We start from the raw sequence: 25,686 nt of genomic DNA, 5'->3' as shown, positions 1-25,686 counted from the left end.
AGCCTAGACTGGAGCCATGGCGGAGATGGGCCCGGCGGACTGGGCGTTCTGGGACACCTGGATGCGCGCGCAGCGCCTGCTCGTCCGCGAGCTCGACCGCGGCCTGCAGCGCGACTGCGGCATCTCGAAGGCCGAGTTCAGCGTGCTGGTGACGTTGCGGCGCCCGATGCGCGTCGGCGAGCTCGCCGACGCGCTCGACTGGGAGAAGAGCCGGGTCGCGCACCTGCTGACGCGCATGGAGAAGCGCGGCCTGGTCGCGCGCACCGAGGACGGCGCCGGCGGCAGGCGCACCGGGATCGAGCTGACCGGCGAAGGCCGCCGCCTCGCCGGCAACGCCACCCGGGCCCACGGCGCCAACATCCGCCGGCTCGTCCTCGACCGGCTCACGCCCGACCAGGCCGCCGCCATCCGGGCCTGGAGCGAGCAGCTGATCGAATCCGCTTAGCGGCCGGTTGAACGAGTTCGGCGCCTCCGGGGCCACGTCGTCTCTACGTCGATCGCGCGCGAAGTCATTCTGAACCGACCGCTCAGAACAGCGCCGCGACCAGGGCGATCAGCGGCGGCACCGCCTGCGCGAGGGCGCCGCCGCGGCCCGCGCCGCGGGGGCGGCTGAGCGCGCGCACGTCCGAGACACCGAGGGCGATCCCCGCCAGCAGCATGAACCCGCAGCAGTAGCGCACCAGCCAGCGACCGGCGTCGACGTGGCCGGTGTGCAGCAGGACCAGCCCGAGCGCCGGGCCGGCGGCGAGGAACAGGTTGTAGAACCCGACGTTGAACGACCACAGCCGGGTGGCGGGCAGGTTCGCCGGCGGGATCTTGAAGATGCCCTCGTGCACGCCCCGCCGTTCGAACAGCAGCACCTCCCAGGCGAACGCCAGCAGGTGCACCAGCACCGCCACCCCGGTGAAGACCTGCGCGACGGCGTTCACGACACGAGCTCGATCCCGTGGCGCCCGGCGATCTCCGGAATCCGGTCCGGCGTCGCCTGGTCGACGGCGCGGAAGAACCGGCCCATCCCGTCGGTCAGGCACATCGCGAGGAACTGGGCCGAGGGCGTGTGCACCGTGAAGGTGTTGACCGCGCCCGCCGGGATGCTGATCGACGCTCCGGGGCCGAGGTCGTGGAGTTCGCCGTCCACGTACACCGTGATCCGCCCGTGCAGGACGTAGAAGCTCTTCGCCCAGGGCTCGGTGTGCGGCGGGACCGACGGCCCGCGCGGCGCGTCGACTTCGAACACCTCGTAGGCGCCGCCGGTGTGCTCCGCGCCCACCTTGACGGTGATCCGCGCGTCTTTGCTGTCGAGTTCCGGGCCTTCGCCCGGGGCGCTGAAGTGGGTCATGCCGACGACGCTAGGAACCGGCGGGAGCCGGGGCCATCCCGGAAAAGTGGGATACCCGGCGGGGGCGCGGCCGGCGCATACTGCGTCCATGTGGGACGGCCGGGCGCAGGGAGTGCGGCGGGACGTCGCCGCGCTCGCCACGGCGGGCCTCGGCGTCGCCGAGCTGCACGCCGCCGCCATCGAGCTGGTCGACCGCGTGGTGCCCGCCGAGCTGACGTGCTGGGCGTCGCTCGACCCGGACACCGCGGTGATCAGCTCGATGACCAGCGGCCGGGCCCGCATCCCCGGTGAGTACGAGCCGCTGCTGGCGACCTACGAGTACGACGGCGCCCAGCCCCACACCTTCGCCGAGCTGGCGCGGCGGCCGGTGCCGGTGGCGCGCCTGTCGGACCTGCCCCGCCGGGCCGCCGAGCGCAGCGGCCGGTTCGCCGAGGTTTGGCGGCCACTGGGACTCGGCCACGAGCTGCGCGCGGTGTTCCGGGTCGACGGCACGTCGTGGGGCGCGGCGGGCCTGGTGCGGCGCGGTGAGTTCAGCGACCGCGAGGTCGAGTTCCTGACTTCGGTCGCCCCGGCTCTGGCGGCGGCGACGCGGGTGGCCGCGCGCGCCCGCGGCACGGGGGAGCGGGCGGAACCGGCGATCGTGGTCGTCGGGCCGGACGGCGGGCAGCGGGCGGCCACCGCGGCGGCCGCGGTGTGGCGCGCCGAACTCGACGAGATCGCCCCGGGCCGGTTCGCCGTCCTGCTGCGCGCGGTGGTGACGGGGGCCCGCGCGGCGGCGACGGGGACGTTCCGCGCCCGGGTGCGCGACGCCCACGGCGGGTGGATCGTGCTGCACGCCAGCCGGCTGGTGGCCGGGGCGGAGGACGACGGTGAGACGGTCGTGACCGTCGACCGCGCTTCGGGTGCGCAGCTGCTGGGTGTGCTGCTCGCCGCCTACGGCCTGACCGCCCGGGAGCGCGACGTCTGCCGCGAGGTGCTGGCCGGACTGTCCACAGCGGACATCGCGGCCCGGCTGGCGATCTCGGCCCACACGGTGCAGGACCACCTCAAGTCGGTGTTCGGCAAGGTGAGGGTCCGCAGCCGTGGGGAACTGACCGCGAAGCTGATGTCCTGACCATTCCCGCGTGGCGGCGGAAAACTGCCGGAGGGACGGTAGGGACATTCGTGCCCGAAATGCGGTGCCGCCGTCCGCAACTGCATGATACCGTCCGCAAATTGCGGGGGAGCGGGCTGTCCGGCGACCGGGATCCCCGGCCTGACAAGGGGGCAGCATGGCCGATGACACCACGCGCTACCTGTGCGCGGCGTCCTACCTCGACCCCGCCTACAGCCGGCGGGCCATCTCCGAGTTCCTCGTCGAGCCCACCCGGCCGGTGCCGCCGTCACCGGGCCTCGACGCGGGCCGCGTGCTCACCGAGGCGGTGCGGGCGCGGGCGCGCCGCAAGAACTACGACGGGTTGCTGGTGGTGCTCATGGCCGTCGTCATCGGGCTGTTGTGGGACAACCCGCTGCTCTACGGCTGGATCGTGCTTTCGCTGGTGCTCGTCGTCGCGCGGGCGGGGAAGAACGCCTACGCGACGGAGAAGAGCCTCAACCCGAAAACCTTGGTCGTGCTCGGGATCGCGGTCGTCGTCGCCTGGCTGCTGCTGTCCTATTCGGACGAGATCTTCGACTCCGGAAGCAGTTACTCCGCCGGCCGGTACTACGGCCAAGACGTCTATTCCGACAGTTCCCCGGGCGGCGACACCGCCCGGACCATCATCGGCGTCGTGCTCGCGGTGGTCGTGTGCGTGGCCGTGACGATCGAGCGCTGGTCCCTGTGGAACCTGCTGACGACGCGCTTCAAGCGGTTCGGCGGGGCCGCGGACGGCGGCGGCAGCCTCACCGGCCTGCTCACCGAAGACTTCCGGGGCCAGCTCGCCCGCTACCAGGGGAGCGCGGAACCCGCCGAGCCGCCGGGTGCGCCCTTGGTGGTGTACCGCGGGTACAACCCGTTCGTGGGCGCCGGTTTCCGGCGTGACGCCTGGTCCATGGCGATCCCGCTGGAGCGGATCGATGACGGCGAAGGCCGGCCGAAGCTGACCACCGAAGCCCTGTACGACGGGGTCCGCACGGCGATCGCGGACCTCCGCCACGCGAACGCGCTGTCGCCGGACCACCGGCTCGGCGGGCTGACGGTGACCGAGGCGGTGTTCACCCCGGCCACCGAGCTCGTCGACCACCTGGGGGAGCCGGAAGCCGCCGCCTACCTGCCGGACATCGAGCGCCCGCCGCACACCCGGCTCAGCGAGGCCGACGTCGCCCGGCTCCGCACGGAACCGAAGGAGTGGGCGCGCTACTACCTGTCCTTCCAGGTGGAGACGTGGGACCGCGACCTGGTGCTCACGACGTTCCTGCACGTCGCGGTGGACGACACCACGCTGTACGCCGAGTGGACGCCGTACATGCTGCCGCCGATCCGGGCCGAGTACCGCGTGGTGGACAAGATGCGGCCGGATTCGCTGCGCCCGCTCGGGCAGGGCCTGCTGGCCTGGCTGGAGATGCCGGCGAGCCTGCCGGGCCGGATCCTGAACCTCGCGTCGTGGATCCGGCAGCCGAAGCGCGAGCCCGGCGTCGTGGACCCGGACCGCTACGGCGCCGCGAGCACGCTGCGCGAACTCGCCTCGGTGAACCTGTTCACCGACTACTTCCAGCTCGTCGACATCGCCCGGTACGAGAAGATCATCGAAAGCCGGCTCCTGCCGGCGATCGGCAAGCTCCTCGGCGACGCCGGCTTCTCGACGGCGAAGTTCGAGGAGCAGGCGGCGGTCGTGATCAACAACGACATCACCATCCGCGGCGACAACCGCGGGCCGATCACCCAGACCGGGCTGCGCACCCCGCGCCCACGGCCGCCCGCGGCCTCCGGCCGCGTGACCAGGACGGAGACCTGATGGGACACCGCATCACGAACAAGGTCAGCATCGGCGGCGACAATTCGGGCAAGATCACCCAGACGGGCATCGAAGCCGGCGGCGCCGAAACGGCGGTCTCGTCGTTGCTCGAGCTGGTCGAGCGGCTGACGACCGAGGTGCGCGGCCAGGACCTCGCGAAGCAGGAGGTCGTGGAGGACACGCTGACCGACCTGGCGGCCGATCTGCGCACGGGCGACGCCGCGGAGCCGGCGGTGGTGCGCAGCCGCTGGGAAAAGGTCAAGGGCCTGCTGGGTGGGGTGGTGCAGTTTTCGGAGCTGGTCGCCAAGATCTCCGACCAGGTGCAGAAGATCTTCGGCTAGAGGAACTTCCGCAGCAGGGCGTTGACCTCGTCCGGCCGTTCCATCGACGGCAGGTGCCCGGTGTCGGCCAGCTCGACCAGTTCGGCCCGTGGCAACGATTCCGCCAAGTGCGCCGACAGTTCCACCAGCCCCCGCGCGTCCGACGTCCCGATCACCACCAGGGCCGGTGTGGTGATCTCGGCCAGCCGGTGCCGGGTGTCCGGGATCCGCTCCGTCCACTGTGGAGTGGTCCAGTCGTGCCGGTACACCTGCTCGCACATCTCCCGGACCAGCGCGACCATTTCACCGGGCAGCACGGAGACTTCGCGTGCGGGTCCGGCGACCAGGTAGCGGATGTTGGCGTCCGCCATGGCCCGCACGTCCGCCGGGTCGACGTCGCCTTCCCGGGCCTGGTAGCGGGCGAACCGGTCGGCGGGGACGGCCTCGGCGGCCAGCCGGGCGAAGTCCGCCAGCATGTGGTCCGGCCAGGTGTGGCCGGTCAGACCCGAGCCGAGCAGCGCCAGCCGGGTGATCCGCTCCGGCGCGGCGAGGGCGGCGTCCAGCGCGCACGCCCCGCCCATCGACGCCCCGACCAGCGCGGCCTGCTCGATCCCCCGGGCATCGAGCAGGGCCAGCAGGTCCTCGAAGTGGGCGTGTTCGCCGTTCTCGCCGCGGGTTTCCCCGAACCCGCGGCGGTCGTAGCGGATCACCCGGTGGGTGGCGGCGAGCTCGGTGAACTGCGCGTCCCACATCCGGCGGTCGCCCAGTGCGGCGTGCAGCAGCACGACCGCGGGCCCCTCTCCCGCTTCGTCGTAGCCGAACGCCGTCCCGCCCACCTCGATCGCCGCCATGGCCCCAAACTAGCCACCCGACCGCGTCACACACCGCAGGTTTCGCTCAGGGCGAGAAGCTAGGGTGCCGGTCATGACCGACGGATTCGACCTGACGCGCGATGGCGAAATCGCCCGCCTGACGCTCACCCGGCCGGAGAAGATGAACGCCATCACCTACGGCATGTGGGCGGCGATCCCGGACGTCGTCGCCGAGGTGGAAGCCGATCCGGGGCTGAAGGCGCTGGTGATCGCCGGGGCCGGCCAGCACTTCTCCGCCGGCGCCGACATCAGCGAGTTCGGGGAGCTGCGCACCACGGCGGACGGCGCGGCGGCTTACGACAAGGCCGTCGAGGGCGCGGTCGCCGCCCTCACCGCGCTGCGCAAGCCGTCGGTCGCGATGATCCAGGGCAACTGCATCGGCGGCGGCTGCCAGGTTTCGGTCGCCTGCGACTTCCGGTTCGCCGCCGAGGGCGCGCGGTTCGGCATCACCCCGGCGAAGCTCGGCATCGTCTACCACTTCGATTCGACCCGCCAGCTCGTCTCGCTCGTGGGTCCGGCCCACGCCAAGTACTTCCTCCTGTCCGGCGAGCTGATCACCGCCGTTCGCGCCCGGGAAATCGGCCTGCTCAACGACGTCTTCCCGGCCGACGACCTCGAAGCCTCGACGCTGGCGTTCGTGGAGACGTTGTGCGCGCGGTCCCAGGCGTCGATCCGCGGGATGAACCGGATCATCGAAAAGATCGTCGCCGGGCAGGAAACCCCGGACGCCGAGGTCGAGGAGATCCGCTCGGAAGCCCTGCACGGCGAGGACTACGCGGAGGGTGTCGCCGCGTTCCTCGAGCGGCGGCCGCCGCGGTTCACCTTTCGCTGACCTCGAAGTCCAGGTAGGCGTGGAAGTGCTCGGCGACGACGTCGGTGACGCCGTCGGGGCCGAGCTTGCCGTCGATCTCGATGACGCGGATGCCGAGGTCCCGTGCCGTCCGCACGGCTTGGGCGGCGAGCATCCGGTCGCGGGTGAGCCGGGTGCGCTGCTGCGGGATCGCGGGGGCGTCCGGCCGGTGCCGGAGCTGGTGCTGGCGGAACAGCTCGGTCGGCACCAGCACCACCATGCGGCCGGGCGAGTCCACGAGCGGGGCGACGAGCTCCGGCCGCAGTCCCCGGCCTTCGGCGACGACCGGCCGGGGCGAGGTCAGCGCGCGCAGGTCGTCGAGCGCGCGGTGGAAGCGGTGCCCGAACTCGGCCATCATCGCGGCCAGCTGGTCGCCGGCCGGGAGGTCGTCCGGCAGCGGGTCGCCGGGCCGGGCCCGGTCGTCGTGGTGGTAGGCCGTCAGGCCGTGCCGCTCGGCCAGCAGCCGCGCGACGGTGGACTTGCCGGTCCACGGAGCGCCACCGATCCACAGCGCCTTCCGGAGGGTGCCGAACGGATCCCGGGTCATGGGACGACTATCGCGGGCCCGGCGGCCCGATGGCCAGTGTTCCGGTGCCGGTTGATCCGTTCAGCGCAGAGTGACGCGGGACGCACGCGCCGGGGTCAGGGCCGGTCGCCTTCGTCGTCGACCACGAGCACGGTCGCGGAGTCCGCGAAATCCGGCTGCGGGCCGATCCGGAAGTGGAATCGCGAGCCCGGCCGCACCGCGGCGATGACCTGGGTTTCGGCCGTGTCGAGCACGATGATCGCGTGCTCGGCGGTGATCGGTTCCGGGCGCAGCACGACGTCCGGGCGCGGCTCGGGGACGACGATCGGGAGCGGCAGGGTGCCGCTGACCGAGCCGGTGCCGAAGTCCTCCTCTTCGCGCGGGGGCGGTTCGAACGGGGCCGGCGGGAGCAGGTGCGGACGGCGCCGCCACCAGAGCCCGGCGAGCAGGCCGGTCAGCAGGCCGCCGGTGCCGCTGACGGCCGAAGCCAGGCCCACGCCGAGACCGGACGTCTCCTCGGCCGGAGCGGGCTTGGCCACCGGAGCGACGGGTGCGACGGGTGCGGGCGCCGGCAGCGGGCCGAACTGCACGCCCGGCTTCTGGACGGCGTCCTCGGGCAGCTGGAGCACCTGGCCGGGCTCGATCGCCGCGGCATCGGTGAACGGCGTGCCGTCCGGCCGCGGCCGGCCCTGGTTCAGCTGGAAGATCTCGGGGAATCGGCGGCCGTCGCCGAGCGCCCGTTCGGCGATCTTGAACAGCGTGATGTCCTCGGGGTTGTCGGCGTGCGGCACGATGTAGTACTTGACCGGCGGCGGCGGGTCGGCCTGGGCGAGCGCGGGACCGCCGGCGAGCACGGCGAAGAGGACACCGGCGCAGCCGGCCTGACCGGCCCGCCCGAGGACGCGGCGAACCGCGGGAACCCGGTTTTCGACCATCGTCGGCACCTCTCCACGACGACCCGGCGGGCCTGGCGGTATTGCCCTCTACACGGGGCGGGTGCGGACGTGGTTCAGATCTTGTCCCACGGCACGGTCTCGTACGCTTCGGCGAGCAGGGCCACGGCGCGGTCGGCAGGCGGCAGCACGAGGTCGTCGACGGACGCGACCGCGCGCCCGGGCGTCTCGGAGTTCGTCACGAACACGGCATCGAAATCGCGGAGGTCGGCGGGCCGGACCTCGCGCTTCTCCTGCGGCACGCCAAGCCGCCGCAGGGCTTCCTGCTGCACCAGCATCGTGATCCCGGGCAGCACCGCGGCTTCCGGCCACACGACGGTCTGCCCGGCGAGGAAGCCGGCGTTCCAGATCGAAGCTTCGCTGATCCGGCCCTGGCGGTCGACGAACAGCGCGTCGTCGAAGCCCGCCAACCGGGCCTGGCGGGCTTCGTGGATCAGGCCGAACGTGCCGAGGTGCTTGACCTCCGGCAGATCGCGCTCGTAACGCACGGTCCGGAGGCGCAGCGGCGCCGGGTCGGGCCGGCGCGGCGGGCCCGTCCGGACCAGGATCTCGGGGGTCATCGGCTCGTCGAAGGACCGCGTGAGCACGACGACCCGGACCGAGAGCGCGGATTCACCGGCGACCGCCTGCCGGACGTAGGCCCGCACGAGGCCGGCGTCGAGCTCGGTGCCGAACAGCAGCCGCGTGCTCGTGGCGAGCCGCTCGAGGTGGAACGCGAGCCCGCGGACCCGCCCGTCCCGGACCTGCATCGCGGTGAAGTGGCCGTAGGAGACCATTCCCGCGAGTGCGGCGTCCGGGCCGAGCGGATCCCCGTTCAGTTCGAAGTGGGGCGTCATCGGACTACGAGACAGTGACGCCCGTGAACTTGACCTGCTTGGTCGGCGCTCCGGTGCCGTCCTGCGGGCTCGGGTTCGCGATGCCGGCCTTCGCCACCGCGTCGAGCACCTTCAGGCCCTCGTCGCTGATGCTGCCGAACACCGAGTAGTCCGCCGGGAGGCCGTCGGCGCTGCCGTAGACCATGAAGAACTGGCTGCCGCCGGAGTTCGGGGCCTGCGTCTTCGCCATGGCGAGGATGCCGCGGCCGTACTTGATCTCCGGGAACGCCTCGTCCGGCATCGTGTAGCCGGGGCCGCCCTGGCCGTCCTGGGTCGCGTCGCCGGTGGCCGAGGGGTCACCGCACTGCAGCATCTGCAGGCCTTCGGTGCCGAGCCGGTGGCACATGGTGTCGTTGTAGAAGTTCTGCTTGGCGAGGCTGATGAAGCTCTGCACCGCGCAGGGGGCGAGCGCCCGGTCGAGCGTCAGCGGGATGTCGCCCGCGGTGCTCTTGAGCGTCACGTTCACCGTGCCGGTCGACGGGACGTTCTTGCCGTCCGGCGGGTTCACCTTCTTCGGCGCCTTGCCCGTCGAGTCGGCCTTGAAGTCGCACGTCGTCGGGTTCGGCAACGGCGTCGCCCGCTTCGGCAGCGCGGTGCGCTGCGTCGGGATTTGGAGGTCGGTCGGCGGCGGAGCGGCCGAGGACGACGACGCCGCGGTGTTGGTGCTGTCGCCGCTGTTCGCGCTCACGATCCACACCACGACACCGGCGACGACGAGGACGGCCACGCCGACTACACCAGCCCCGATCATCCGGCGTCGCTTCTGCTGCTCCAATCGGCGCTCGAGCTGCCGCTCGAGTTTGCGCTTCGCAGCTTCGCGGCGCTGCTGGTTGGTCGCCACCCCGTACCCTCCAGGTTTCCGCTCGTCTCACACGTTTGAGGTAGCGGCAGTGTATGGGCACAGCCTGTGAGGACCATGTACAGGGCCCGCTAGTCTCAACCCGATCGTGATCGGCGCCATCCGGCGCGGAAGTCCGGGGAGGCGTTCGGTGCTCGTCGTCGGGTTCGGCAGCGGCCCGCTGCAGGCCAACTGCTACCTGCTGGCGGCGGCCGCCGGCGGGCCGTGCGTGGTCGTGGATCCGGGCCAGGAGGTGGCCGTGCCGCTGGCCGCCGCGCTCGACGAGCACGGCCTGGTCCCGGCGGCCTTGCTGGCCACTCACGGGCACCCCGACCACGTCGCCTCGGCGGCCGCGCTGTCGGCCGAGCACGGCGTCCCGCTGCACCTGCACCCGGCCGACGCGCCGCTGTACGACGGTGACAGCGTCCCCCTTTCGCCGGGCGTGTACGCGGGGCTGGACGTCGACGTCCGGCCCGTGCCGGGCCACACCTCGGGATCGGTGGTGCTGGGCCTGGAGACGTCCGAGGGCGGCCGGCTGGCGCTGACCGGCGACACGCTGTTCGCCGGGTCGATCGGCCGCGGGGACGTGACGGCGGCGCTGCGGGACCTGCTGGCGGCGTTCCCGGACGACACGGTGGTGCTGCCGGGCCACGGCCCGGCGACGACGATCGGCCGGGAACGCGCGGGCAACCCGTTCCTCGCCGGGACGGGGGCGCACGGATGACCGAGCGAATCGCGCTGTTCGAGGAGGATCCGCGCGGCCGCCGTCGCCGTGGCGTTTCGGGCCTGATCGGCGTCGTGATCGTCGCGGCGGCCTTCGGCGGGATCGCCGGCCTGATCGGCGGCACGGTGACCGGCCTGGTCGTCGCGCTGGTGATCGCGCTGCCGCTGCTGTACGTGATGGCTGTCAGCATCCGCCGTCGCGTCTGGCTGGAGGGTTCGACGCTGCTCGTGCGCACGTGGGGGCTGCGCCGAGTCGACCTGTCGACAGCGACCCGCCTCGACCTCGTCGTCGGCGACGTCCGGGGCAGCCGCACGGTGAGCCTGCTGGTCAACGCCGGTCAGCGGGGCAAGGTGGCGAAGGTGGACCTCGCCGTGTTCTCCGGGACGGGCGGGCGCGAGCTGGGCATCATGCAGCTGCGGAAGCTGGCGAACGCGCTGATGCACAACACCGAGGCGAACGGCCTCGTGTTCGGCGAGCTGCTGGTCGCCGAGCTGAAGGCGGAGGCACGCGGCTCCGGCGTGGCGGAGCGCCCGCTCTACCGGCTGGCGTCGGTGGCGCCGTCGGGCAAGTACGTGCAGCGCTTCACGATGGAAGCCGTCAGCCGGTTCGTGGCGACGCTGGACTGAGTGTCAGGCCGGGGCCGCTTTCGCCGTGCTGAGGTGGTCCGCCGGCTCGCGGGCGGCGATCAGCGCGGCCAGGACGGTGGTCACCGGGACGGCCGCGACGATGCCGACGCTGCCGGCGAGCGTCCGGATGATCTCCTGCGCGATGTCCTCGCTGCCGAGCAGCGCGCCGAGCCCGACGCCGGAGATCGACGAGTACAGCAGCACCGGCAGCGCGGCCCCGGCGTAGGCCATCACGAGGGTGTTGACCGCCGAGCCGACGTGGTCGCGGCCGATCCGCAGGCCGGAGCTGTAGAGCTCGCGCCAGGTCAGGTCGGGGTTGGCGCGGCGGAGCTCCCAGACCGCGCTGGTCTGGGTGACGGTGACGTCGTCGAGCACACCGAGGGCGCCGATCACGACGCCGGCGAGCAGCAGCCCGCGCGCGTCGATGCCGTGACCGAGCGAGCCGATGAGCGTCGACGTGCTGTCGTCGAGCCCGGTGAGCGAAGCCGCGGCGGAGAAGATCGCGGACAGGACGCCGATGAGCGCGAGGCTGACGAGGGTGCCGAGCACCGCCGCGGACGTTCTCGCGGAGAGGCCGTGGGTCAGGTAGAGCGCGATGAACATGATCGCGCCGGCCCCGGCGATGGCGACGACCAGCGGGTTTTCCCCGGCGAGGATGGCCGGGAGGATGAACAGCGCGATGACGACGAAGGAAAGCCCCAGCGCGACGAGCGCGGCGATGCCCTGCCACCGCCCGAGCACGAGCACGGCGACGGCGAAGAGGGCGGCCAGCACGAGCAGCGGGGTGCCGCGCTGGAAGTCGACCAGCTGGAAACTGGCGGGATCGCCGGCGTTGCCGCCGTTGTAGGCGAGGACGACGGCGTCCCCGGTGGCGAAGCGCGGGGTGCTGGGCTCGATGGGCACGGTCAGCCGCAGCGGCTTCCCGGAGGCGGGGCCGTCGGTCATGGTGAGTTCGACGGTCAGGCACGGTTTGGCGTTCGGGTCCGTCTGGTCGCCGACCTGCACCTGGCCTTGCGCGAGGCAGGGGCCGGTGGTGGTGGTGCGGATGTCGGCGTGCACGGGCGTGCCCTGCGGGACGACGCTGGTGGGGTCGGCCTTGCCCCACGGGTAGAGGACGATCATGCCGACGACGGTGGCGAGGGCGAGCGGGGCGAGCAGCCAGATCAGCAGGAGCCGCACACGCCGGGACGCCGGGGCGGCGGGGCCGTGGCCGTGTCCATGGCCGTGCCCGTGCCCGGCTTCGGGAGTGGCGACTTTGCGCCGGGGCCGGGCGGCGGTCTCGGTGACCCCCTGCGGCCCGGTGTCCCCGCGGCGGGCGGCGGGGCGCTCGCCGTCGGCGGGGACCGGCTGTGGTCCGGTGTCGCCGCGGCGGCGCGGTGTGGCGGCGCGACCGGGCTCGGCCGGGATCCGCAGCGATCCGGAGTGGGCGGCGCGCTGGGGGCCGGTGTCGGTTCGGCGGCGGTCGGGGTCGCCCGCGCGGCGGGTGCCCTCGGCCGGGGCGCGGCGGACGGGTTTCCGGGGCGTACCCGGCGTTCCGGACGTTCCGTGGCCCGGCGAAAGGGACACCTCGTCCGTGATCCGGCGGATCGGGCCGGTTTCGTCGTCGTCGAGGTCGGGGCGGTCCACCCGCACATCCTGACAGCGGGTTTCGCCGCGTCCGCAACGGGCCGCCGTGCCGCCCGGTTCCTCCCGCCTTCGCCGTGTCGTCCGTCCAAGTACGCGTGTCGTCCGGTACGGCAACGGACGACACGCGTACTCAGGCGGACGACACGCGTGCCCCGACGGACGACACGGCGTCAGCCGTAGGCCTGGCGGACGTGGACGCGGCGGTAGGCCGACGGTGGCGTGTCGAAGTGGTCGAGGAAGGCCTGGCGCAACGTCTCCGTCGAGCCGAAGCCGCAGCGGCGGGCGATCGTCGCGAGCGGGAGGTCCGTGCCGGACAGCAGGCGGGCCGCGTGCTCCGTGCGGATCGTGCGGACGTAGCGGCCCGGGGTCGTGCCGAGGTGGGCGTCGAACAGGCGGGTGAGCTGGCGGGTGCTGAGGCCCGCGCGGGCCGCCAGGGCCGGGGTGCCGAGGTCGGCGTCGAGGTGCTCGGCGATGTAGGCCGTGAGGTCGCGGACCTCGCGGTGCTCCGGCGGCGGCCCGGCCAGGAACAGGCTGACCTGGGCCTGGTTGCCCGGCCGCTGCAGGTACGTGACCAGCGCGCGGGCCGCCTCGCGGGCCAGCGACGGGCCGTGGTCGGCCTCCACCAGCGACAGCGTCAGGTCGAGCCCGCTCGTCACCCCCGCCGATGTGTAGACGTTGCCGTGGCGGACGTACAGCGGCACCGGGTCCACCGTCACCGACGGGTAGTCGCGAGCCAGGCGCGCGGCGTACCGCCAGTGCGTCGTCGCGCGGCGGCCGTTGAGCAGCCCGGCCGCCGCGAGCACCTCCGCGCCCGTGCACACCGAGGCGACGCGGCGGCTGGTGCGGGCGAGCCGCCGGACGTGGGCCAGGACGCGCTCGTCGGCCGCCGCGGCCGTGCTGCCCCAGCCGCCCGCGACGACCAGCGTGTCGAGGTCGCCGTCGACCTGGTCGAGCCGCAGGTGCGGTTGCAGCGTCAGCCCGGAGCCGGTGCGGATGCCGTGGCCGTCGGCCGAGGCCAGCTGCAGCTCGTACGGCGGCCGCGCGCCGAGCCGGTTGGCGGCGTCGAACACATCGGCGGGGCAGGCGATGTCCAGCAGCTCGGCGTCGGCGTAACCGACGATCGCGACCCGTCTGGGTGAGCCTGGCATGATCGAACGCTAGCAGCCGGACCGGCACTCGGACGTGGTTCGCAGGAATCCGGACATCCGCGCCCCCGGCGTCCCGGGCGAACGCCACGGTGGACGGCATGACCGATGACCGGAAGACCATCGCCTTCGTCGCCTACCCCGGCCTGACGCCGCTGGACCTCGTGGGCCCGCTCCAAGTGCTCAGCGCATTGGCCCTGATGAACCCCGCCTACCAGACCGTCGTCGTCGGCGCCACGAAGGACACCGTCGGCACCGACACGCCGCTGCGGATCGCTCCCAGCCACACGTTCGACGAGGTGCCGTCCCCGTTCGCGGTGCTGGTGCCCGGCGGCACCGTCCCGACGCTGCGCGCGATGGCCGATGAGCCCCTCCTCGCCTGGCTGCGCACCGCGGCCGGCGGCGCCGAGCTGGTGACGTCGGTCTGCACCGGCTCCCTCGTCCTCGGCGCGGCCGGGCTCCTGGAAGGCAGGCGGGCGACGACGCACTGGATGTTCCGCGACCTGCTGGCCGCACTCGGCGCGACCCCGGTCGCGCGGCGGTGGGTCGAGGACGGCCCGGTGATCACCGCGGCCGGCGTGTCGGCCGGCATCGACCTGGCGCTGCACCTGGCGGAACGCCTGGGCGGACGGCAGGTCGCGACGAACATCCAGTTCGCCATCGAGTACGACCCCGAGCCGCCGCAGGGCGCACTGGACTGGGCGAACCAGCCGTACGGCGACCTGAAACCGCTGCGGGAGCACACGCTGCGCGAAGGTCTGGCGGAGAACCCGGAGCTGCTGGCGAAGCTGCTCGCCCACGCCTGAGGCGAACGTCGTCGGCCATCCGGGTGAGCGGGGTTCCCCGGACGCGCCGGGCGGTTAGATTCAGCTCGCTCGATCAGGTGATCTCGCGGGTGGGGTGTTGTAGCCGTGCGGTTCCAGGTGCTCGGCCCGTTGGCGGCCTCCGTCCCGCTGCCGTCGGCCGCGCAGCCGCGGCGGCTGCTCGCCGTCCTCCTCGCCCGGGCCGGCCAGTTCGTCGGCCGCGACACCCTGGTCGACGAGCTGTGGCCGGACGGCGCGCCCTCGAGCGCCGCGGCGGTCGTGCAGGTCACCGTGTCGAAGCTGCGCAAGACGCTCTCACCCGGCCTCGGCGCCGCCGAGGCCGGGCAGCGGCTGCGGTCCGGACCCCGGGGCTACGCGCTGGCCGTCGAGCCGGGGGAGCTGGACGCGGACGACTTCCTGGCGCTGCTCGCCTCGGGCGCCGACGACCGGGCCCAGCGCCGCCGCGCCCTCGAACGGGCACTGGCGTGCTGGCGGGGCGACGCCTTCGCCGACGTCGCGGGCGGCCCGCTGCTGGAGGCGCACAAGCTGTGGCTGGAGGACCGGCGCTCGGCCGCGCTGCTGCAGCTGGTGGAGCTGGAGCTCGCCGACGGCGACGGCCGGTCCGTCGTCGAGCGGCTCGACCCGGTGGTCGCGGCCCGGCCCGCCGACGAACGGTTCGCCGCCCGCCTCGCCGCCGCGCTCGGTGCCGTCGGCCGTCGCGAAGCTGCCCTCGAGGTGCTCCGCCGGACCCGGCGGGCGCTGTGGGACGAGACGGGCGTGTGGCCGGGCGCCGACCTCGTCGCCGTGTACCGCCGGATCGCCGGCACCGAGTGGACGACGCCGGGGCCGCCCGCCCAGCTCCCGCCCGCGGTGCCCGACTTCACCGGCCGCGTGGCCGAGCTCGCCGGCGTCGCCCGGGCGCTGCGGGGCCCGGCCCCGGTCGTGCTGCACGGCGCCGCCGGGGCGGGCAAGTCCGCGCTCGCGGTCCAGGCCGCGTGGCGGGCCCGCCGCCGGTTCCCCGACGGCCAGCTGACCGCCTCGCTGCGGGCCCCGGACGGGACACCGGCCGAGCCGGCGGCGGTGCTGTCCGGCTTCCTGCGCCGGCTCGGCGCGACGCCGGCCGAGCTGGCCGACCGCACCGGGCTGGCCGGGCTGTGGCGCGGTTACACCGCCGACCGGCGGCTGCTGGTGCTGTTCGAGGACGCCGTGTCGGAAGCGCAGGTGCGCGCGCTGCTGCCGAGCGGGCCCGGCTGCGCCACGCTGGTCACCACGCGCCGCGAGCTGCCGGGGTTGTGTGGGGCACGGGCGATCCCGGTGCCGGAACTGTCCACAGAGGACGCCTGGGCGCTGCTGGCGGCGATCGCGGGGGAGGCGCGGCTGCGGGAGGAACCCGAAGCGGCGCAGCGGGTTCTCGGCCACTGCGCCGGGCTCGCCCTCGCCGTCCGGATCGCCGGCATCAAGCTCGCGACGCGGCCGAACCAGCGTATCGGCGACCTCGCCGCGCGGCTCGCCGACGATCGCCGCCGGCTCGACGAGCTGACCGCCGGTGATCTCGGTGTCCGCGCCGCGGTGACTTCGGCGCTGCGTGAGCGGTCCGCTGCCGAGGTTTCGCTGCTGCGGCTGCTCGCCGCGTTCGGTGTCCCCGTCCCGGATTGGTCCGCGGCGGCACTGCTCGACCGGCCTCACGGCGAAGCCCGCGACCGCCTCGACGACCTGGCCGCCGCACACCTGCTGGACCCGGCCGGGACGCGGTGGGCGCTGCCCCCGTTCGTGCGGCTGGTGCTGGCCGAAAGCCCGGCGGACGCCGGCGAAGCGGCGCTGCGCCGGGCGTGCGAGGCGGCGCTGGCGCACGCCGAACACGCGCGAGGCCGTCCCGCGCCCAAGCCGGATCCGGTGGTCGCCCGGCGGATCGCGGCGGACCCGGCGGGCTGGGCGGCCGAAGAAACCGGCCACCTCGCCGCCGCCGTCCGGATCGCGGGCGCGCACGGCTGGCACGAGCTGACCGAACGGCTCGCCGACGCCTGCACCGCGCTGGCGGGCACCCCGTGGCTCGGCCACGCCGCCCGCGCCGTCTCGGTGCTCGGGCTCGCCGCGGCCCGCCGACGGCGTGACCCGCGCGCGGAGGCCGAGAAACTGCACAACCTCGGCGTGGTGCACTCGCAGCACGGCCACCGGCACCGCGCGCAGTCCTGCTTCGTGCTGGCCGAGCAGCGCTACCGCGCCCTGGACGACCCGCGGGGCACCGGCGCGGTACTGGCCGCGCTCGCCGACGTCCACCTCGACGGCGGTGATCCGCGGGCCGCCGAGGCCGAGCTGCGCGAGGCGCTGGGCCTGCTGCGCGAGTGCGGGGACCGCCGCGGGCAGGCGGCCGCGGCGGCGCAGCTGGGCTCGCTGGCCGAGGACGTCGGCGACGTGCGGCGCGCGGTCGAGAGCTTCGAGGCCAGCATGCTGCTCGCCCGGGACTGCGACGACGGCCGCGGGCACGACCAGGCCGCGAAGCGCTACGCCGACGTCCTGCGCCGTCACGGTGGGCAGGACCAGGCGGCCGACCTGCTCACCGGCGCGCTCGGCGGCGCCGTCCGCACCCGCGAGCGGCACTGGGAGGCGCACGTCCTGCGCAGCCTCGGCGACCTGCACGCCGACGCCGGGGAAGTCGCCGACGGGCAGCGGTTCCTGACGCGGTCGCTGGCGCTGTTCGAGCAGATCGGGCACCGGCACGCGGCCGCCTACACCCACCGCAGCCTCGCCGAGGCCCGCCGCCGCGCGGGCGACCCCGCCGGCGCGCGGCGGCACCTGCTGCTCGCGCTGGACGTCTTCCGGGAGCTGCGTGACCGCCGCGGCGCCGGATACGCCCTGCTCAGCCTCGGACGGACACAGGCCGACACCGGCGACGGCGCCGAGGCCGCGCGGCTGCTGCGCATCTCGGCGGGCCTGTTCCGCGAGCTCGGGTTCCCGCTGTGGGAGCTGCGGGCGCTGCGCGAACTCGACGCCGTCACCGGCGCATCCCCGGACCGGGACCGGATTCGTGAAGTCTTGGCGAAGATCAGGACCTGACGGCTTCCCGGCCCGGCGCACGCGGCCGGAGTTTGGCGAAGTTATGGCCGCCCCGATTTGGCTCACCGGCGTCCGGATCGTCGCAGGAGAGGAAGACAACGCATGCCGGGACAACGGATGCTGGCGCGGGCGGCACTGGGGCTGGCCGCGTCCGCCGCGACGGCGGTGTTCGCCACCATCGGCACCGCTTCAGCGAGCGTCGAGGTCACCAAGCTCACCCAGGCGCAGGCCGCGTCGCAGCTGTCCGCGGCCGGGGTGACGCACTCCTCCAGCGGCGGCTGCACCAACCGCAACAACTCGACGTGCACGTCGTACGAGCAGATCAACCAGAGCACGGTCAGCGGCGTCATCACGCTGAAGCGGGCCAGCGGCTGCGCGATCAACATCACCGGCGGCACCGAGACCGGGCACGCGTCCGGCACCTACAGCCACTGGAACGGCTACAAGGTGGACATCTCGCACAACAGCTGCATCGACGCCTACGTCAAGAACAGCTTCGGCTACGCCGGCCTGCGCGGCGACGGCTACCCGCAGTGGAAGGCGGGGTCGGGCAACCTCTACTGCGACGAAGGCTCCCACTGGGACATCACGTATTACACCTGCGGTTGCTGACCGGCCGGGGCCTGCCGGCAGCGAGGGCGGCGGGCAGGCCCCGGTTACCCGGTGCGACGGCCGGGTACCTCTCCGGGTGGAAGTGAGCAGACGCCCCGTGGGTCACCGGCTTCGGCGGAGCGGGCGTCCTGGCGCTGAGCGACACCCTCGTCGGCCTGGTCCTGATCGCGCCGGCGATCGCCCGCGCGGCCACGCGACGGATGCGCCTGCTCGGCTGGGTGGTGCCGGTGCTCGGCGCGTGGGCGGCGCTCTCGCCGTAGCTGCTGCGCCATGCGGGGGAGACGCCGCCCTCGGCGGCCGCCCTGGCCGGGAACGTGGTGGCCGGTGCGGTGGTCGCGGGCGTGGTCACGCTGGTGCGGGGCGACTGACGGACTTCTCGCGCGGCGGGAGGAGTCACGGCCGCCGGACCGGGCACCTGATCCGCGACCATTTGCGCAGCCGGGGAGAAGAGCCGACCGCCTCCTGATTCGTACGGTCAGGGCGCACGCGAGTCGGATCGGCACAAGGAGCGCGGATGACTCTCGCAGAATCGATGCGGCCGGACTTGGCCGCCCGGCCCGCGGATCCCCGCCGGTGGGCCGCGCTCGTCCTGCTCTGCACGGCCAACTTCATGGTGATCCTCGACGCCCAGAGCGTGGTCATGGGTGTTCCGCTCATGGCCGCGGACCTGGGGCTGTCGCCGGTCGAGGCGCAGTGGATCCTGTCCGGCAACCTGCTCACCTTCGGGGGGCTGCTCCTGCTGGGCGGCCGGATCGCCGACCTGATCGGGCGTCGCAGGGTGTTCATGCTCGGCACCGGGCTGTTCCTCGTCGTGTCGGTGCTCTCCGCGCTCGCCACGTCAGGTGCGGTGCTGCTGGTCGCGCGGGCGCTGCACGGCGTTTCGGCCGCGCTGATGGCTCCGACGGCACTGGCGATCCTCACCGACATGTTCCCGGAAGGCCGCGAACGGAACCGGGCCTTGGCCGGGTGGGCGGCCATCGCCGCGATCGGGGCCACGATCGGCCTGCTGCTCGGCGGGGCGCTGCTCGGCTGGTTCGGCTGGCCGTCGCTGTTCTTCGTCAACGTGCCGGTGGCGCTGCTCATGCTGGTGCTGAGCCCGGTGCTGCTGCGCGAAAGCCGGGCCGCCTCGGCGCACCGCACGCTCGGCGTCGCGGGTGCGGTTCTCAGCACCGCCGCGCTCGGGCTGCTCGTGTACGTGCTCGTCGAGGCGCCCGGACGCGGGTGGACCAGTTTCCCCGTCCTCGGCGTCGCGGCGGTCTTCGTGGTCCTGACCGCGGTCACGATCGCGGTCGACCGGCGGTCGGCGGCCCCGATGCTGCCCGCGCGGCTGTTCCGGTCGCCCACCGTGCTCGGTGGGAACGTGCTGACGATCCTGATCGCGATGCTCGTCTACGGCATGTCCGTCGTGCTCACGCAGTATTCCCTGGGCGTGCTGGGCTACACGCCGATCCGGTTCGGCCTCAGCCAGTCGGTGATGCCGATCGCCTGTGTCGTCGGCGCGTACGCCACGCAAAAGGCACTGGCCCGGCCCGTGCTCCGCCGCGTGTCCATCGCCGCCTTCGTGCTGCTCGCGATCGGCAGCGCCCTGCTGGTCCGCATCTCGCCCGACGCCGGGTACCTGACGACGGTGTTCCCGGGGCTGGTCCTGTTCGGCCTCGGGCTCGGCAGCGCCTCGGTCGCGCTGGCGGCGGCGGCCTTGACCGGCGTCACCCCGGCCGACGCGGGCATCGCGTCCGGGGTCAACGTGGCCGCGTTCCAGGTGGGCGGGGCGCTGGGGGTCGCCGTGGTCTCGACGATCATCGCGGCGATGCCGGGCTCGGCCGGCGCGCTCGCCGGGTTCCACGCGGGCTTGGCCGCCTGCGCCGGGTTCGGGGTGGCCGGTGCGGTGCTCGCCTTCGTGCTGTTGAGGCGGGCCGGCCGCGGGAACCTGACGGCGGTGCCGCGGCCGCACTGACGGCTCAGTTCGCGATGAGCAGCCAGTCGCCCGCACCGCCGCCCGGCCGGTACGGGCTGTCGGCCCGCTTCGCCACGACGCCGGGGAGGCCGTGCTGGCGGCTGGCGCCGGCGACGGCCTCCCCGCCGCCGAGGAAGTACCGCGGGACCTGCCAATGCCGGTCCTCGATGGCCAAGCCGTCCAGCAGCTCCCGGCGTTTCGTGTAGGGCAGCTCGAGCGTCGGCCGTCCGTCGAGGTGCAGGACGTCGGAGGCGAAGTAGAAGACCGGGCAGCCGGTCTTGAGCCGTTTGGCGGCCGCGCCGTCGGCCCGGCGGCGCTCGTCGAGCCCGGCGGGGTAGGGCCTGCCGTCCTTCATCACGACGATTTCGCCGTCCAGCAGCACTTCCGTCGACCCGAGCTGCTCGCCTAGCTTGTGCAGCTCGGGGTACCGGTCGGTGACGTCGGCGCCGGTGTCGTCGTGCGCGGTCACGCGGCCGCCGCAGACCAGCAGCATCGTGCGCAGGCCGCCCCAGGCGAATTCGTAGGCCCACTCGTCGTCGGCGGCCGGCAGCTCACCCGGTTCCGCGGTCATCGGCTCGAGGAATTCGGGCGCGTCTTCGTGACCGGGTTCGGCGGGGTCGAGGCGCCGCAGGGTCCAGTCGCGGCCGTCCTCGTCGTGCCGGTTGCGGAACAGGTACTTGCCGCGCGTGCGGGCGCCGTGGAAGACCACCTCGACCTTGTGGTCGTTCCAGTGCAGGGTTTCGTACGTCCCGGTGTCCCACACGGTCATCCAGCCGCCGCCGTACTCGCTCGCGGGGATTTCGCCGGAGAAGGTGAGGTACTCCAGGGGGTGGTCTTCGGTGTGCACGGCGAGCCGGGGCACGCCGGGGGAGAGCGGCAGGCCCTTCGGGACCGCCCAGGAGACCAGCACGCCGTCGCGCTCGAGCCGGAAGTCCCAGTGCAGCCGGGTGGCGTGGTGTTCCTGGATGACGAAGAGGTTGTCCTCCCCGGGGACGGGCGGGCCGTCCGGCCAGGGTTCGGGGGTGCGGTCGCGGGCTCGTTTGCGGCGGTATTCCTCGAGTTTGTCGGCATTTCCGGCCATGGCCGCCCCGGTACCCCTTCCGCTCGAAGAGCTTCCAGGGTACCGGGGTGCGGACCTCAGTCGGTCTCGGCCATCGCTTCGGCGAACTGCGCCGCGTACAGCCGGGCGTAGGCACCCCCGCTGTGCAGCAGCGTTTCGTGATCGCCCTGCTCGACGATCCGGCCGTGCTCCATCACCAGGATCACGTCCGCGTCGCGGATCGTCGAGAGGCGGTGCGCGATGACGAAGCTCGTGCGGCCGCTGCGCAGCGAGTTCATCGCCCGCTGGATGAGCACCTCGGTGCGGGTGTCCACCGAGCTGGTCGCCTCGTCGAGGATGAGGATGACCGGCTTGGCCAGGAACGCCCGCGCCACCGTGATCAGCTGCTTCTCACCCGCGCTGACCGTGCCGCCCTCGTCGTCGAGGACCGTTTCGTAGCCGTCCGGCAGGGTGCGCACGAACCGGTCGACGTAGGTCGCCGTGGCCGCTTCGATGACGTCCTCGCGGCTCGGGTCGTCCGCGCCGTAGGCGATGTTCTCCGCGATCGTGCCGCCGAACAGCCACGCGTCCTGCAGCACCATGCCGGTCTGGTCGCGCAGTTCCTCGCGGTTCATCTTCGCGATGTCGACCCCGTCGAGCGTGATCCGCCCGCTGTCGAGCTCGTAGAACCGCATCAGCAGGTTGACCAGCGTCGTCTTCCCCGCACCGGTCGGGCCGACGATCGCCACCGTCTGACCGGGTTCGACGGTCAGCGAGAGGCCCTCGATCAGCGGCTTTTCCGGCAGGTAGCGGAACGAGACGTCCTGGAACTCGACGCGCCCGCGGATCTCGGCCGGCCGCTCCGGGTGCTCGGGCTCCGGGCCCTGCTCCTCGGCGTCGAGCAGCGCGAACACCCGCTCGGCCGAAGCGACGCCGGACTGCAGCAGGTTCGCCATGCTGGCGATCTGCGTCACCGGCTGGCTGAACTGGCGCGAGTACTGGATGAACGCCTGCACCTCGCCCAGCGTCAGGTTGCCCGACGCGACGCGCAGCGCGCCGATCACGGCCACCAGCACGTAGCTGAGGTTGCCGATGAACATCATCGCCGGCTGGATCATCCCGGAGATGAACTGCGCCTTGAAGCTCGCCTGGTACAGCGTTTCGTTCTGCTTGTCGAAGATCGCCGCGGACTCGTCGCGGCGGCCGAACACCTTGACCAGCGAGTGCCCGGTGTACATCTCCTCGACGTGAGCGTTCAGCTTCCCGGTCGTCGACCACTGCTTGATGAAGTTCGGCTGCGCCCGCTTCCCGACCTTCGCCGCCACGACCGCCGACAGCGGTACCGTGAGCAGCGCGATCAGCGCCAGCAGCGGCGAGATCAGGAACATCATGATCAGCACGCCGACCACCGTCAGCAGCGACGAGACGATCTGCGACAGCGTCTGCTGCAGCGACTGCGCCAGGTTGTCGATGTCGTTGGTGACGCGGGAAAGCACCTCACCGCGCGGCTGGCGGTCGAAGTACTTCAGCGGCAGGCGGGCGAACTTGTCCTCGACCTCCTGGCGCAGCCGGTACACCGCGTGCTGGACCAGGGTCGTCGTCAGCCGGGCCTGGATGAGCCCGAAGAACGACGAGATCACGAACAGCGCCAGCACGGTCAGCAGGATCTGGCCGACCTTGTCGAAGTCGATGCCGACGCCGGGCACGAGGTCGACCCGGCTGTAGATGTCGGCGAGCGTGCCGTCGCCGCGGGCCCGCAGGCCGGCGACGATCTGCTCCTTGGTGACCCCCGGCGGCACCTGCTTGCCGAGCACGCCGGCGAGGATGGCGTCGGTGGCCTGGCCGAGGATCTTCGGCCCGATCACGGTCAGCGTGACGCTGGCCGCGCCGAGCACCAGGACGGCGATCAGGATGGCCCGCTGCGGTCTCAGCAGCTGCAGCAGCCGCTTGAGGGAACCCTTGAAGTCCAGGGCCTTTTCCGCCGGCGCGCCGCCGCTCATCCAGCGGGCCGCCGGTCCGGCGGCAGCGGCACCGGTGTTCTTGTGCCGCTGCGCGGTCGGCCGTTCGCCGGCGTCGGTGACGGCGGCTTCGGGCGATTCCGTGGTACTCACGCCGCCTCCTGTTCGGTGAGCTGGGACAGCACGATCTCCCGGTAGGTTTCGTTGCCGTCCATGAGTTCGTGGTGGGTGCCGGTGCCGACGACGCGGCCCTCGTCGAGGACGATGATCCGGTCGGCGCCGCGGATGGTGCTGACCCGCTGCGCGACGATGACCACCGTCGCGTCCTTGGTCTCCGACACCAGCGCGCGGCGCAGGGCCGCGTCGGTCGCGTAGTCGAGCGCCGAGAACGAGTCGTCGAACAGGTAGATCTCCGGTTTGTGCACCAGCATCCGGGCGATCGCGAGCCGCTGCCGCTGGCCGCCCGAGACGTTCGTGCCGCCCTGGGCGATCGGCGCTTCGAGGCCCTCGGCCATCGCTTCGACGAAGTCCTTGCCCTGGGCCACTTCCAGCGCGTGCCACAGCTCTTCGTCGGTCGCGTCCGGGTTGCCGTAGCGCAGGTTGCTCGCCACCGTGCCGGCGAACAGGTACGGCTTCTGCGGCACCAGCCCGACCGCGCGGGCGAGCACGTCCGGGTCGAGGTCGCGCACGTCGACGCCGTCGACCTTCACCGTGCCGGCGGTGGCGTCCATGAGCCGGGGGATCAGGTTGAGCAGCGTGGTCTTGCCGGTACCGGTCGACCCGATGACGGCGGTCGTCTCGCCCGGCCGCCCGATCAGCGAAATGTCGCACAGCACCGGCTTTTCCGCGCCGGGGTACCGGAATTCGACACCGGAGAGCTCCAGGTGCCCGTGCACCGCGCCGGGGCGGATCGGCGACACCGGCGGGCGCACGCTCGACTCGGTGTCGAGCACTTCGCTGATCCGCTCGGCGCTGACCTCCGCGCGCGGCACCATCATGAACATGAACGTGGCCATCATGACGGCCATCAGGATCTGCAGCAGGTAGGACAGGAACGCCGTCATGGCACCGATCTGCATGCTGCCGGAGTCGATCCGCTGGCCGCCGAACCACAGCACGGCGACACTGGACACGTTCATCACCAGCATCACGATCGGGAACATCAGCGCCATCAGCCGCCCGACCCGCAGCGACACGGTGAGCAGCTCGTCGTTGGCGACGTCGAAACGCGCGCGTTCGTGCTTGTCGCGCACGAACGCGCGGATGACCCGGATGCCCATGATCTGCTCGCGCAGGATCTGGTTGATCCGGTCGATCCGGACCTGCATCAGCCGGAACGCCGGGCGCATCTTGGCGATGATGATCCCGACCGAGACCGCGAGCACCGGCACGATCACCAGCAGCAGCGAGGAGAGCGGCACGTCGAGGTTGAGCGCCAGGATGATGCCGCCGACGCACATGATCGGCGCGGACACCATCAGCGTCAGCGTCATCAGCACCAGCATCTGGACCTGCTGGACGTCATTGGTGGTGCGGGTGATCAGCGACGGCGTGCCGAACTGGCCGACCTCGCGGGCCGAGAAGTCCTGCACCCGGTGGAAGACCCCGGCGCGGATGTCCCGGCCGATCGCCATCGCCGTGCGGGCACCGAAGTACACCGCGCCGATCGAGCCGACGATCTGGGCGAGCGTGACGGCGAGCATCATCGCGCCGACCCGCAGGATGTAGGGCATGTCGCCCTTGATCAGGCCGTTGTCGACGATGTCGGCGTTCAGCGTCGGCAGGTAGAGCATGGCGACCGTCTGCACGAGCTGCAACAGGACGATCACCCACAGCGTGCCCCGGTACGGGCGCAGGTGAGTGCGCAGGAGCTTGACTAGCACAACGATTCCCCCAGTGGAGTGGTGGTGTTCGATTCGGGTTCGGGTGCGTGACCGCCGGTCAGGGTCGGCATCCCGGCGGCCAGCTCGTCCAGCAGCCGCTCCAGGGTCGGCAGGAGCGGTTCGCCTTCGGTGAACCAGTTGACGAAGGCGACGCGGACGGCGCTTTCCACCGAGGAGGCCATGAGCCGGCACAGCAGGTGGTCCACACCGCCCACCCGTTTCGCGATCGTTTCGGCCAGGACCCGCTCGACCGCCGCGTGGGCGTTCAGGAATTCGCCACGCAGCATGAGCTGGCCCATCAGCTCCCGGATACGCGCAACATACGCGCGATCCGGCTCGCCTTCACGTGAATATTGCTCCAGCACCGCCTGTTTGACGGACTCCCAGAGCGGCTCGTCCTCCGGCCGGTCGAGCAGGGCTTCGCGCATCCCCTCGTGCCGGTCGACGACCACCGAGCAGACCGCCTGCTCCTTGCTGGAAAAGTAGTTGTTGAACGTGCGGGGGGAGACGCCCACCTCGGTGGCGATGTCCTCCACCCGGACGTTCTCCAGTCCCCGTTCCAGCGTGAGCCGCAGTGCGGCCTGCGCGAGCGCCCGGCGCGCTTCGCGCTTCTTGCGCTCCCGGAGGGTCAGCTTCGGTGGTTCTTCCGGCGGCATGAGCAGAGTGTAGCGAAAAACTTGCGTGCCCCGCAAAAAACTGCGGGGCACGCAAGTTTGGGACGAATCGGGCACGACCCGGGATTTCGTTGCCGAAGCC

The 25,686-nt window shown here is 72.6% G+C and carries 24 protein-coding genes; 11 read left to right on the top strand and 13 right to left on the bottom strand.

Going from position 1 to position 25,686, the window contains the following annotated elements:
* Positions 1–16 precede the first annotated feature (16 nt).
* Complete coding sequence (locus QRY02_RS16750; RefSeq protein ID WP_285992453.1) at positions 17–445, top strand: MarR family winged helix-turn-helix transcriptional regulator; 429 nt, start codon at positions 17–19, stop codon at positions 443–445.
* Between the two features lie 82 nt (positions 446–527).
* Here the strand turns inward: QRY02_RS16750 and QRY02_RS16745 are convergent, their stop codons facing one another.
* Together QRY02_RS16745 and QRY02_RS16740 are read right to left on the bottom strand one after the other, a co-directional pair.
* Positions 528–929: a DUF1304 domain-containing protein gene (locus tag QRY02_RS16745; protein WP_285992452.1), complete on the bottom strand. Its 402-nt coding sequence runs from the start codon at positions 927–929 to the stop codon at positions 528–530.
* Entirely contained in the window at positions 926–1,339 is a 414-nt protein-coding gene (locus QRY02_RS16740) for a cupin domain-containing protein (RefSeq protein WP_285992451.1), read from the bottom strand. Before QRY02_RS16740 ends, QRY02_RS16745 begins: the two co-directional genes overlap by 4 nt.
* Positions 1,340–1,427: 88 nt before the next feature.
* On the opposite strand from QRY02_RS16740, the gene QRY02_RS16735 reads away from it, so the two are divergent.
* The 3 genes from QRY02_RS16735 to QRY02_RS16725 all read left to right on the top strand — a co-directional run bounded on the left by QRY02_RS16735 (position 1,428) and on the right by QRY02_RS16725 (position 4,613).
* Positions 1,428–2,453: a helix-turn-helix transcriptional regulator gene (locus QRY02_RS16735; protein WP_285992450.1), complete on the top strand. Its 1,026-nt coding sequence runs from the start codon at positions 1,428–1,430 to the stop codon at positions 2,451–2,453.
* A 157-nt stretch (positions 2,454–2,610) separates the two neighbouring features.
* Complete coding sequence (locus QRY02_RS16730; RefSeq protein WP_285992449.1) at positions 2,611–4,272, top strand: AbeC-like domain-containing protein; 1,662 nt, start codon at positions 2,611–2,613, stop codon at positions 4,270–4,272.
* Positions 4,272–4,613, top strand: coding sequence for a hypothetical protein (locus QRY02_RS16725; RefSeq protein ID WP_285992448.1), 342 nt, complete (start codon positions 4,272–4,274; stop codon positions 4,611–4,613). The genes QRY02_RS16730 and QRY02_RS16725 overlap by 1 nt, the downstream gene beginning before the upstream one ends.
* On the opposite strand, the gene QRY02_RS16720 is transcribed toward QRY02_RS16725, so the two are convergent.
* A complete protein-coding gene (locus tag QRY02_RS16720; protein WP_285992447.1) occupies positions 4,610–5,443 on the bottom strand; it encodes an alpha/beta fold hydrolase in 834 nt (277 codons plus the stop codon). The two genes, QRY02_RS16725 and QRY02_RS16720, sit on opposite strands and share 4 nt — an antisense overlap.
* 73 nt (positions 5,444–5,516) lie before the next feature.
* Between QRY02_RS16720 and QRY02_RS16715 the strand changes: the two genes are divergently transcribed.
* A complete protein-coding gene (locus QRY02_RS16715; protein WP_285992446.1) occupies positions 5,517–6,296 on the top strand; it encodes an enoyl-CoA hydratase/isomerase family protein in 780 nt (259 codons plus the stop codon).
* On the opposite strand, the gene QRY02_RS16710 is transcribed toward QRY02_RS16715, so the two are convergent.
* The 4 genes from QRY02_RS16710 to QRY02_RS16695 all read right to left on the bottom strand — a co-directional run bounded on the left by QRY02_RS16710 (position 6,283) and on the right by QRY02_RS16695 (position 9,509).
* Complete coding sequence (locus tag QRY02_RS16710) at positions 6,283–6,861, bottom strand: DEAD/DEAH box helicase family protein (RefSeq protein WP_285992445.1); 579 nt, start codon at positions 6,859–6,861, stop codon at positions 6,283–6,285. The genes QRY02_RS16715 and QRY02_RS16710 overlap by 14 nt on opposite strands.
* Before the next feature lie 95 nt (positions 6,862–6,956).
* Entirely contained in the window at positions 6,957–7,775 is an 819-nt protein-coding gene (locus tag QRY02_RS16705; protein WP_285992444.1) for a LysM peptidoglycan-binding domain-containing protein, read from the bottom strand.
* 74 nt (positions 7,776–7,849) lie between these two features.
* Positions 7,850–8,629, bottom strand: coding sequence for an aminotransferase class IV family protein (locus QRY02_RS16700; protein ID WP_285992443.1), 780 nt, complete (start codon positions 8,627–8,629; stop codon positions 7,850–7,852).
* Positions 8,630–8,633: 4 nt separating this feature from the next.
* Complete coding sequence (locus tag QRY02_RS16695) at positions 8,634–9,509, bottom strand: peptidylprolyl isomerase (protein WP_285992442.1); 876 nt, start codon at positions 9,507–9,509, stop codon at positions 8,634–8,636.
* Positions 9,510–9,657: 148 nt separating this feature from the next.
* Between QRY02_RS16695 and QRY02_RS16690 the strand changes: the two genes are divergently transcribed.
* Both QRY02_RS16690 and QRY02_RS16685 read left to right on the top strand, forming a co-directional pair.
* On the top strand, positions 9,658–10,230 hold the full coding sequence (locus QRY02_RS16690; RefSeq protein ID WP_285992441.1) for an MBL fold metallo-hydrolase: 573 nt from the start codon (positions 9,658–9,660) through the stop codon (positions 10,228–10,230).
* Positions 10,227–10,856 carry a hypothetical protein gene (locus QRY02_RS16685; protein ID WP_285992440.1) on the top strand — a complete coding sequence of 210 codons (630 nt, stop codon included), beginning with the start codon at positions 10,227–10,229 and terminating at the stop codon, positions 10,854–10,856. The genes QRY02_RS16690 and QRY02_RS16685 overlap by 4 nt, the downstream gene beginning before the upstream one ends.
* 3 nt (positions 10,857–10,859) lie before the next feature.
* Here QRY02_RS16685 and QRY02_RS16680 read toward each other — a convergent pair whose 3' ends face one another.
* The gene (locus QRY02_RS16680; RefSeq protein ID WP_285992439.1) at positions 10,860–12,482 is read right to left on the bottom strand and encodes a YibE/F family protein; all 1,623 of its coding nucleotides are present in this window, start codon (positions 12,480–12,482) and stop codon (positions 10,860–10,862) included.
* Between the two features lie 170 nt (positions 12,483–12,652).
* A complete protein-coding gene (locus tag QRY02_RS16675) occupies positions 12,653–13,630 on the bottom strand; it encodes a GlxA family transcriptional regulator (RefSeq protein WP_285992438.1) in 978 nt (325 codons plus the stop codon).
* 98 nt (positions 13,631–13,728) lie between these two features.
* On the opposite strand from QRY02_RS16675, the gene QRY02_RS16670 reads away from it, so the two are divergent.
* The 4 genes from QRY02_RS16670 to QRY02_RS16650 all read left to right on the top strand — a co-directional run bounded on the left by QRY02_RS16670 (position 13,729) and on the right by QRY02_RS16650 (position 20,050).
* A complete protein-coding gene (locus tag QRY02_RS16670; RefSeq protein ID WP_285992437.1) occupies positions 13,729–14,433 on the top strand; it encodes a DJ-1/PfpI family protein in 705 nt (234 codons plus the stop codon).
* Positions 14,434–14,538: 105 nt separating this feature from the next.
* Positions 14,539–17,484, top strand: coding sequence for an AfsR/SARP family transcriptional regulator (locus QRY02_RS16665; protein ID WP_285992436.1), 2,946 nt, complete (start codon positions 14,539–14,541; stop codon positions 17,482–17,484).
* A gap of 102 nt (positions 17,485–17,586) precedes the next feature.
* Positions 17,587–18,096, top strand: a complete 510-nt coding sequence (locus tag QRY02_RS16660; RefSeq protein ID WP_285992435.1) for a hypothetical protein — start codon at positions 17,587–17,589, stop codon at positions 18,094–18,096.
* A gap of 514 nt (positions 18,097–18,610) precedes the next feature.
* Positions 18,611–20,050: an MFS transporter gene (locus QRY02_RS16650; protein WP_285992434.1), complete on the top strand. Its 1,440-nt coding sequence runs from the start codon at positions 18,611–18,613 to the stop codon at positions 20,048–20,050.
* 4 nt (positions 20,051–20,054) lie between these two features.
* Here QRY02_RS16650 and QRY02_RS16645 read toward each other — a convergent pair whose 3' ends face one another.
* Genes QRY02_RS16645 through QRY02_RS16630 form a run of 4 tightly spaced genes read right to left on the bottom strand, consistent with a single transcriptional unit; the run spans position 20,055 to position 25,586 of the window.
* Entirely contained in the window at positions 20,055–21,131 is a 1,077-nt protein-coding gene (locus QRY02_RS16645) for a DNA polymerase ligase N-terminal domain-containing protein (RefSeq protein WP_285992433.1), read from the bottom strand.
* Positions 21,132–21,187: 56 nt separating this feature from the next.
* On the bottom strand, positions 21,188–23,200 hold the full coding sequence (locus QRY02_RS16640) for an ABC transporter ATP-binding protein (protein WP_285992432.1): 2,013 nt from the start codon (positions 23,198–23,200) through the stop codon (positions 21,188–21,190).
* Positions 23,197–24,930, bottom strand: a complete 1,734-nt coding sequence (locus QRY02_RS16635; protein ID WP_285992431.1) for an ABC transporter ATP-binding protein — start codon at positions 24,928–24,930, stop codon at positions 23,197–23,199. The genes QRY02_RS16640 and QRY02_RS16635 overlap by 4 nt, the downstream gene beginning before the upstream one ends.
* A complete protein-coding gene (locus QRY02_RS16630; protein WP_285993853.1) occupies positions 24,924–25,586 on the bottom strand; it encodes a TetR/AcrR family transcriptional regulator in 663 nt (220 codons plus the stop codon). Before QRY02_RS16630 ends, QRY02_RS16635 begins: the two co-directional genes overlap by 7 nt.
* Positions 25,587–25,686 lie beyond the last annotated feature (100 nt).

This window comes from Amycolatopsis sp. DG1A-15b, assembly GCF_030285645.1.
Taxonomy (GTDB): Bacteria; Actinomycetota; Actinomycetes; order Mycobacteriales; family Pseudonocardiaceae; genus Amycolatopsis.
This window is presented reverse-complemented; position numbering and strand designations above follow the sequence as displayed.

Excerpts from the sequence above, each read along its gene's own strand:
- QRY02_RS16750 (WP_285992453.1), top strand. The coding sequence starts at position 17 with ATGGCGGAGATGGGCCCGGCGGACTGGGCGTTCTGGGACACCTGGATG.
- QRY02_RS16740 (WP_285992451.1), bottom strand. The coding sequence starts at position 1,339 with ATGACCCACTTCAGCGCCCCGGGCGAAGGCCCGGAACTCGACAGCAAA.
- QRY02_RS16735 (WP_285992450.1), top strand. The coding sequence starts at position 1,428 with ATGTGGGACGGCCGGGCGCAGGGAGTGCGGCGGGACGTCGCCGCGCTC.
- QRY02_RS16730 (WP_285992449.1), top strand. The coding sequence starts at position 2,611 with ATGGCCGATGACACCACGCGCTACCTGTGCGCGGCGTCCTACCTCGAC.
- QRY02_RS16725 (WP_285992448.1), top strand. The coding sequence starts at position 4,272 with ATGGGACACCGCATCACGAACAAGGTCAGCATCGGCGGCGACAATTCG.
- QRY02_RS16720 (WP_285992447.1), bottom strand. The coding sequence starts at position 5,443 with ATGGCGGCGATCGAGGTGGGCGGGACGGCGTTCGGCTACGACGAAGCG.
- QRY02_RS16715 (WP_285992446.1), top strand. The coding sequence starts at position 5,517 with ATGACCGACGGATTCGACCTGACGCGCGATGGCGAAATCGCCCGCCTG.
- QRY02_RS16710 (WP_285992445.1), bottom strand. The coding sequence starts at position 6,861 with ATGACCCGGGATCCGTTCGGCACCCTCCGGAAGGCGCTGTGGATCGGT.
- QRY02_RS16705 (WP_285992444.1), bottom strand. The coding sequence starts at position 7,775 with ATGGTCGAAAACCGGGTTCCCGCGGTTCGCCGCGTCCTCGGGCGGGCC.
- QRY02_RS16700 (WP_285992443.1), bottom strand. The coding sequence starts at position 8,629 with ATGACGCCCCACTTCGAACTGAACGGGGATCCGCTCGGCCCGGACGCC.
- QRY02_RS16685 (WP_285992440.1), top strand. The coding sequence starts at position 10,227 with ATGACCGAGCGAATCGCGCTGTTCGAGGAGGATCCGCGCGGCCGCCGT.
- QRY02_RS16675 (WP_285992438.1), bottom strand. The coding sequence starts at position 13,630 with ATGCCAGGCTCACCCAGACGGGTCGCGATCGTCGGTTACGCCGACGCC.
- QRY02_RS16670 (WP_285992437.1), top strand. The coding sequence starts at position 13,729 with ATGACCGATGACCGGAAGACCATCGCCTTCGTCGCCTACCCCGGCCTG.
- QRY02_RS16660 (WP_285992435.1), top strand. The coding sequence starts at position 17,587 with ATGCCGGGACAACGGATGCTGGCGCGGGCGGCACTGGGGCTGGCCGCG.
- QRY02_RS16650 (WP_285992434.1), top strand. The coding sequence starts at position 18,611 with ATGACTCTCGCAGAATCGATGCGGCCGGACTTGGCCGCCCGGCCCGCG.
- QRY02_RS16645 (WP_285992433.1), bottom strand. The coding sequence starts at position 21,131 with ATGGCCGGAAATGCCGACAAACTCGAGGAATACCGCCGCAAACGAGCC.
- QRY02_RS16630 (WP_285993853.1), bottom strand. The coding sequence starts at position 25,586 with ATGCCGCCGGAAGAACCACCGAAGCTGACCCTCCGGGAGCGCAAGAAG.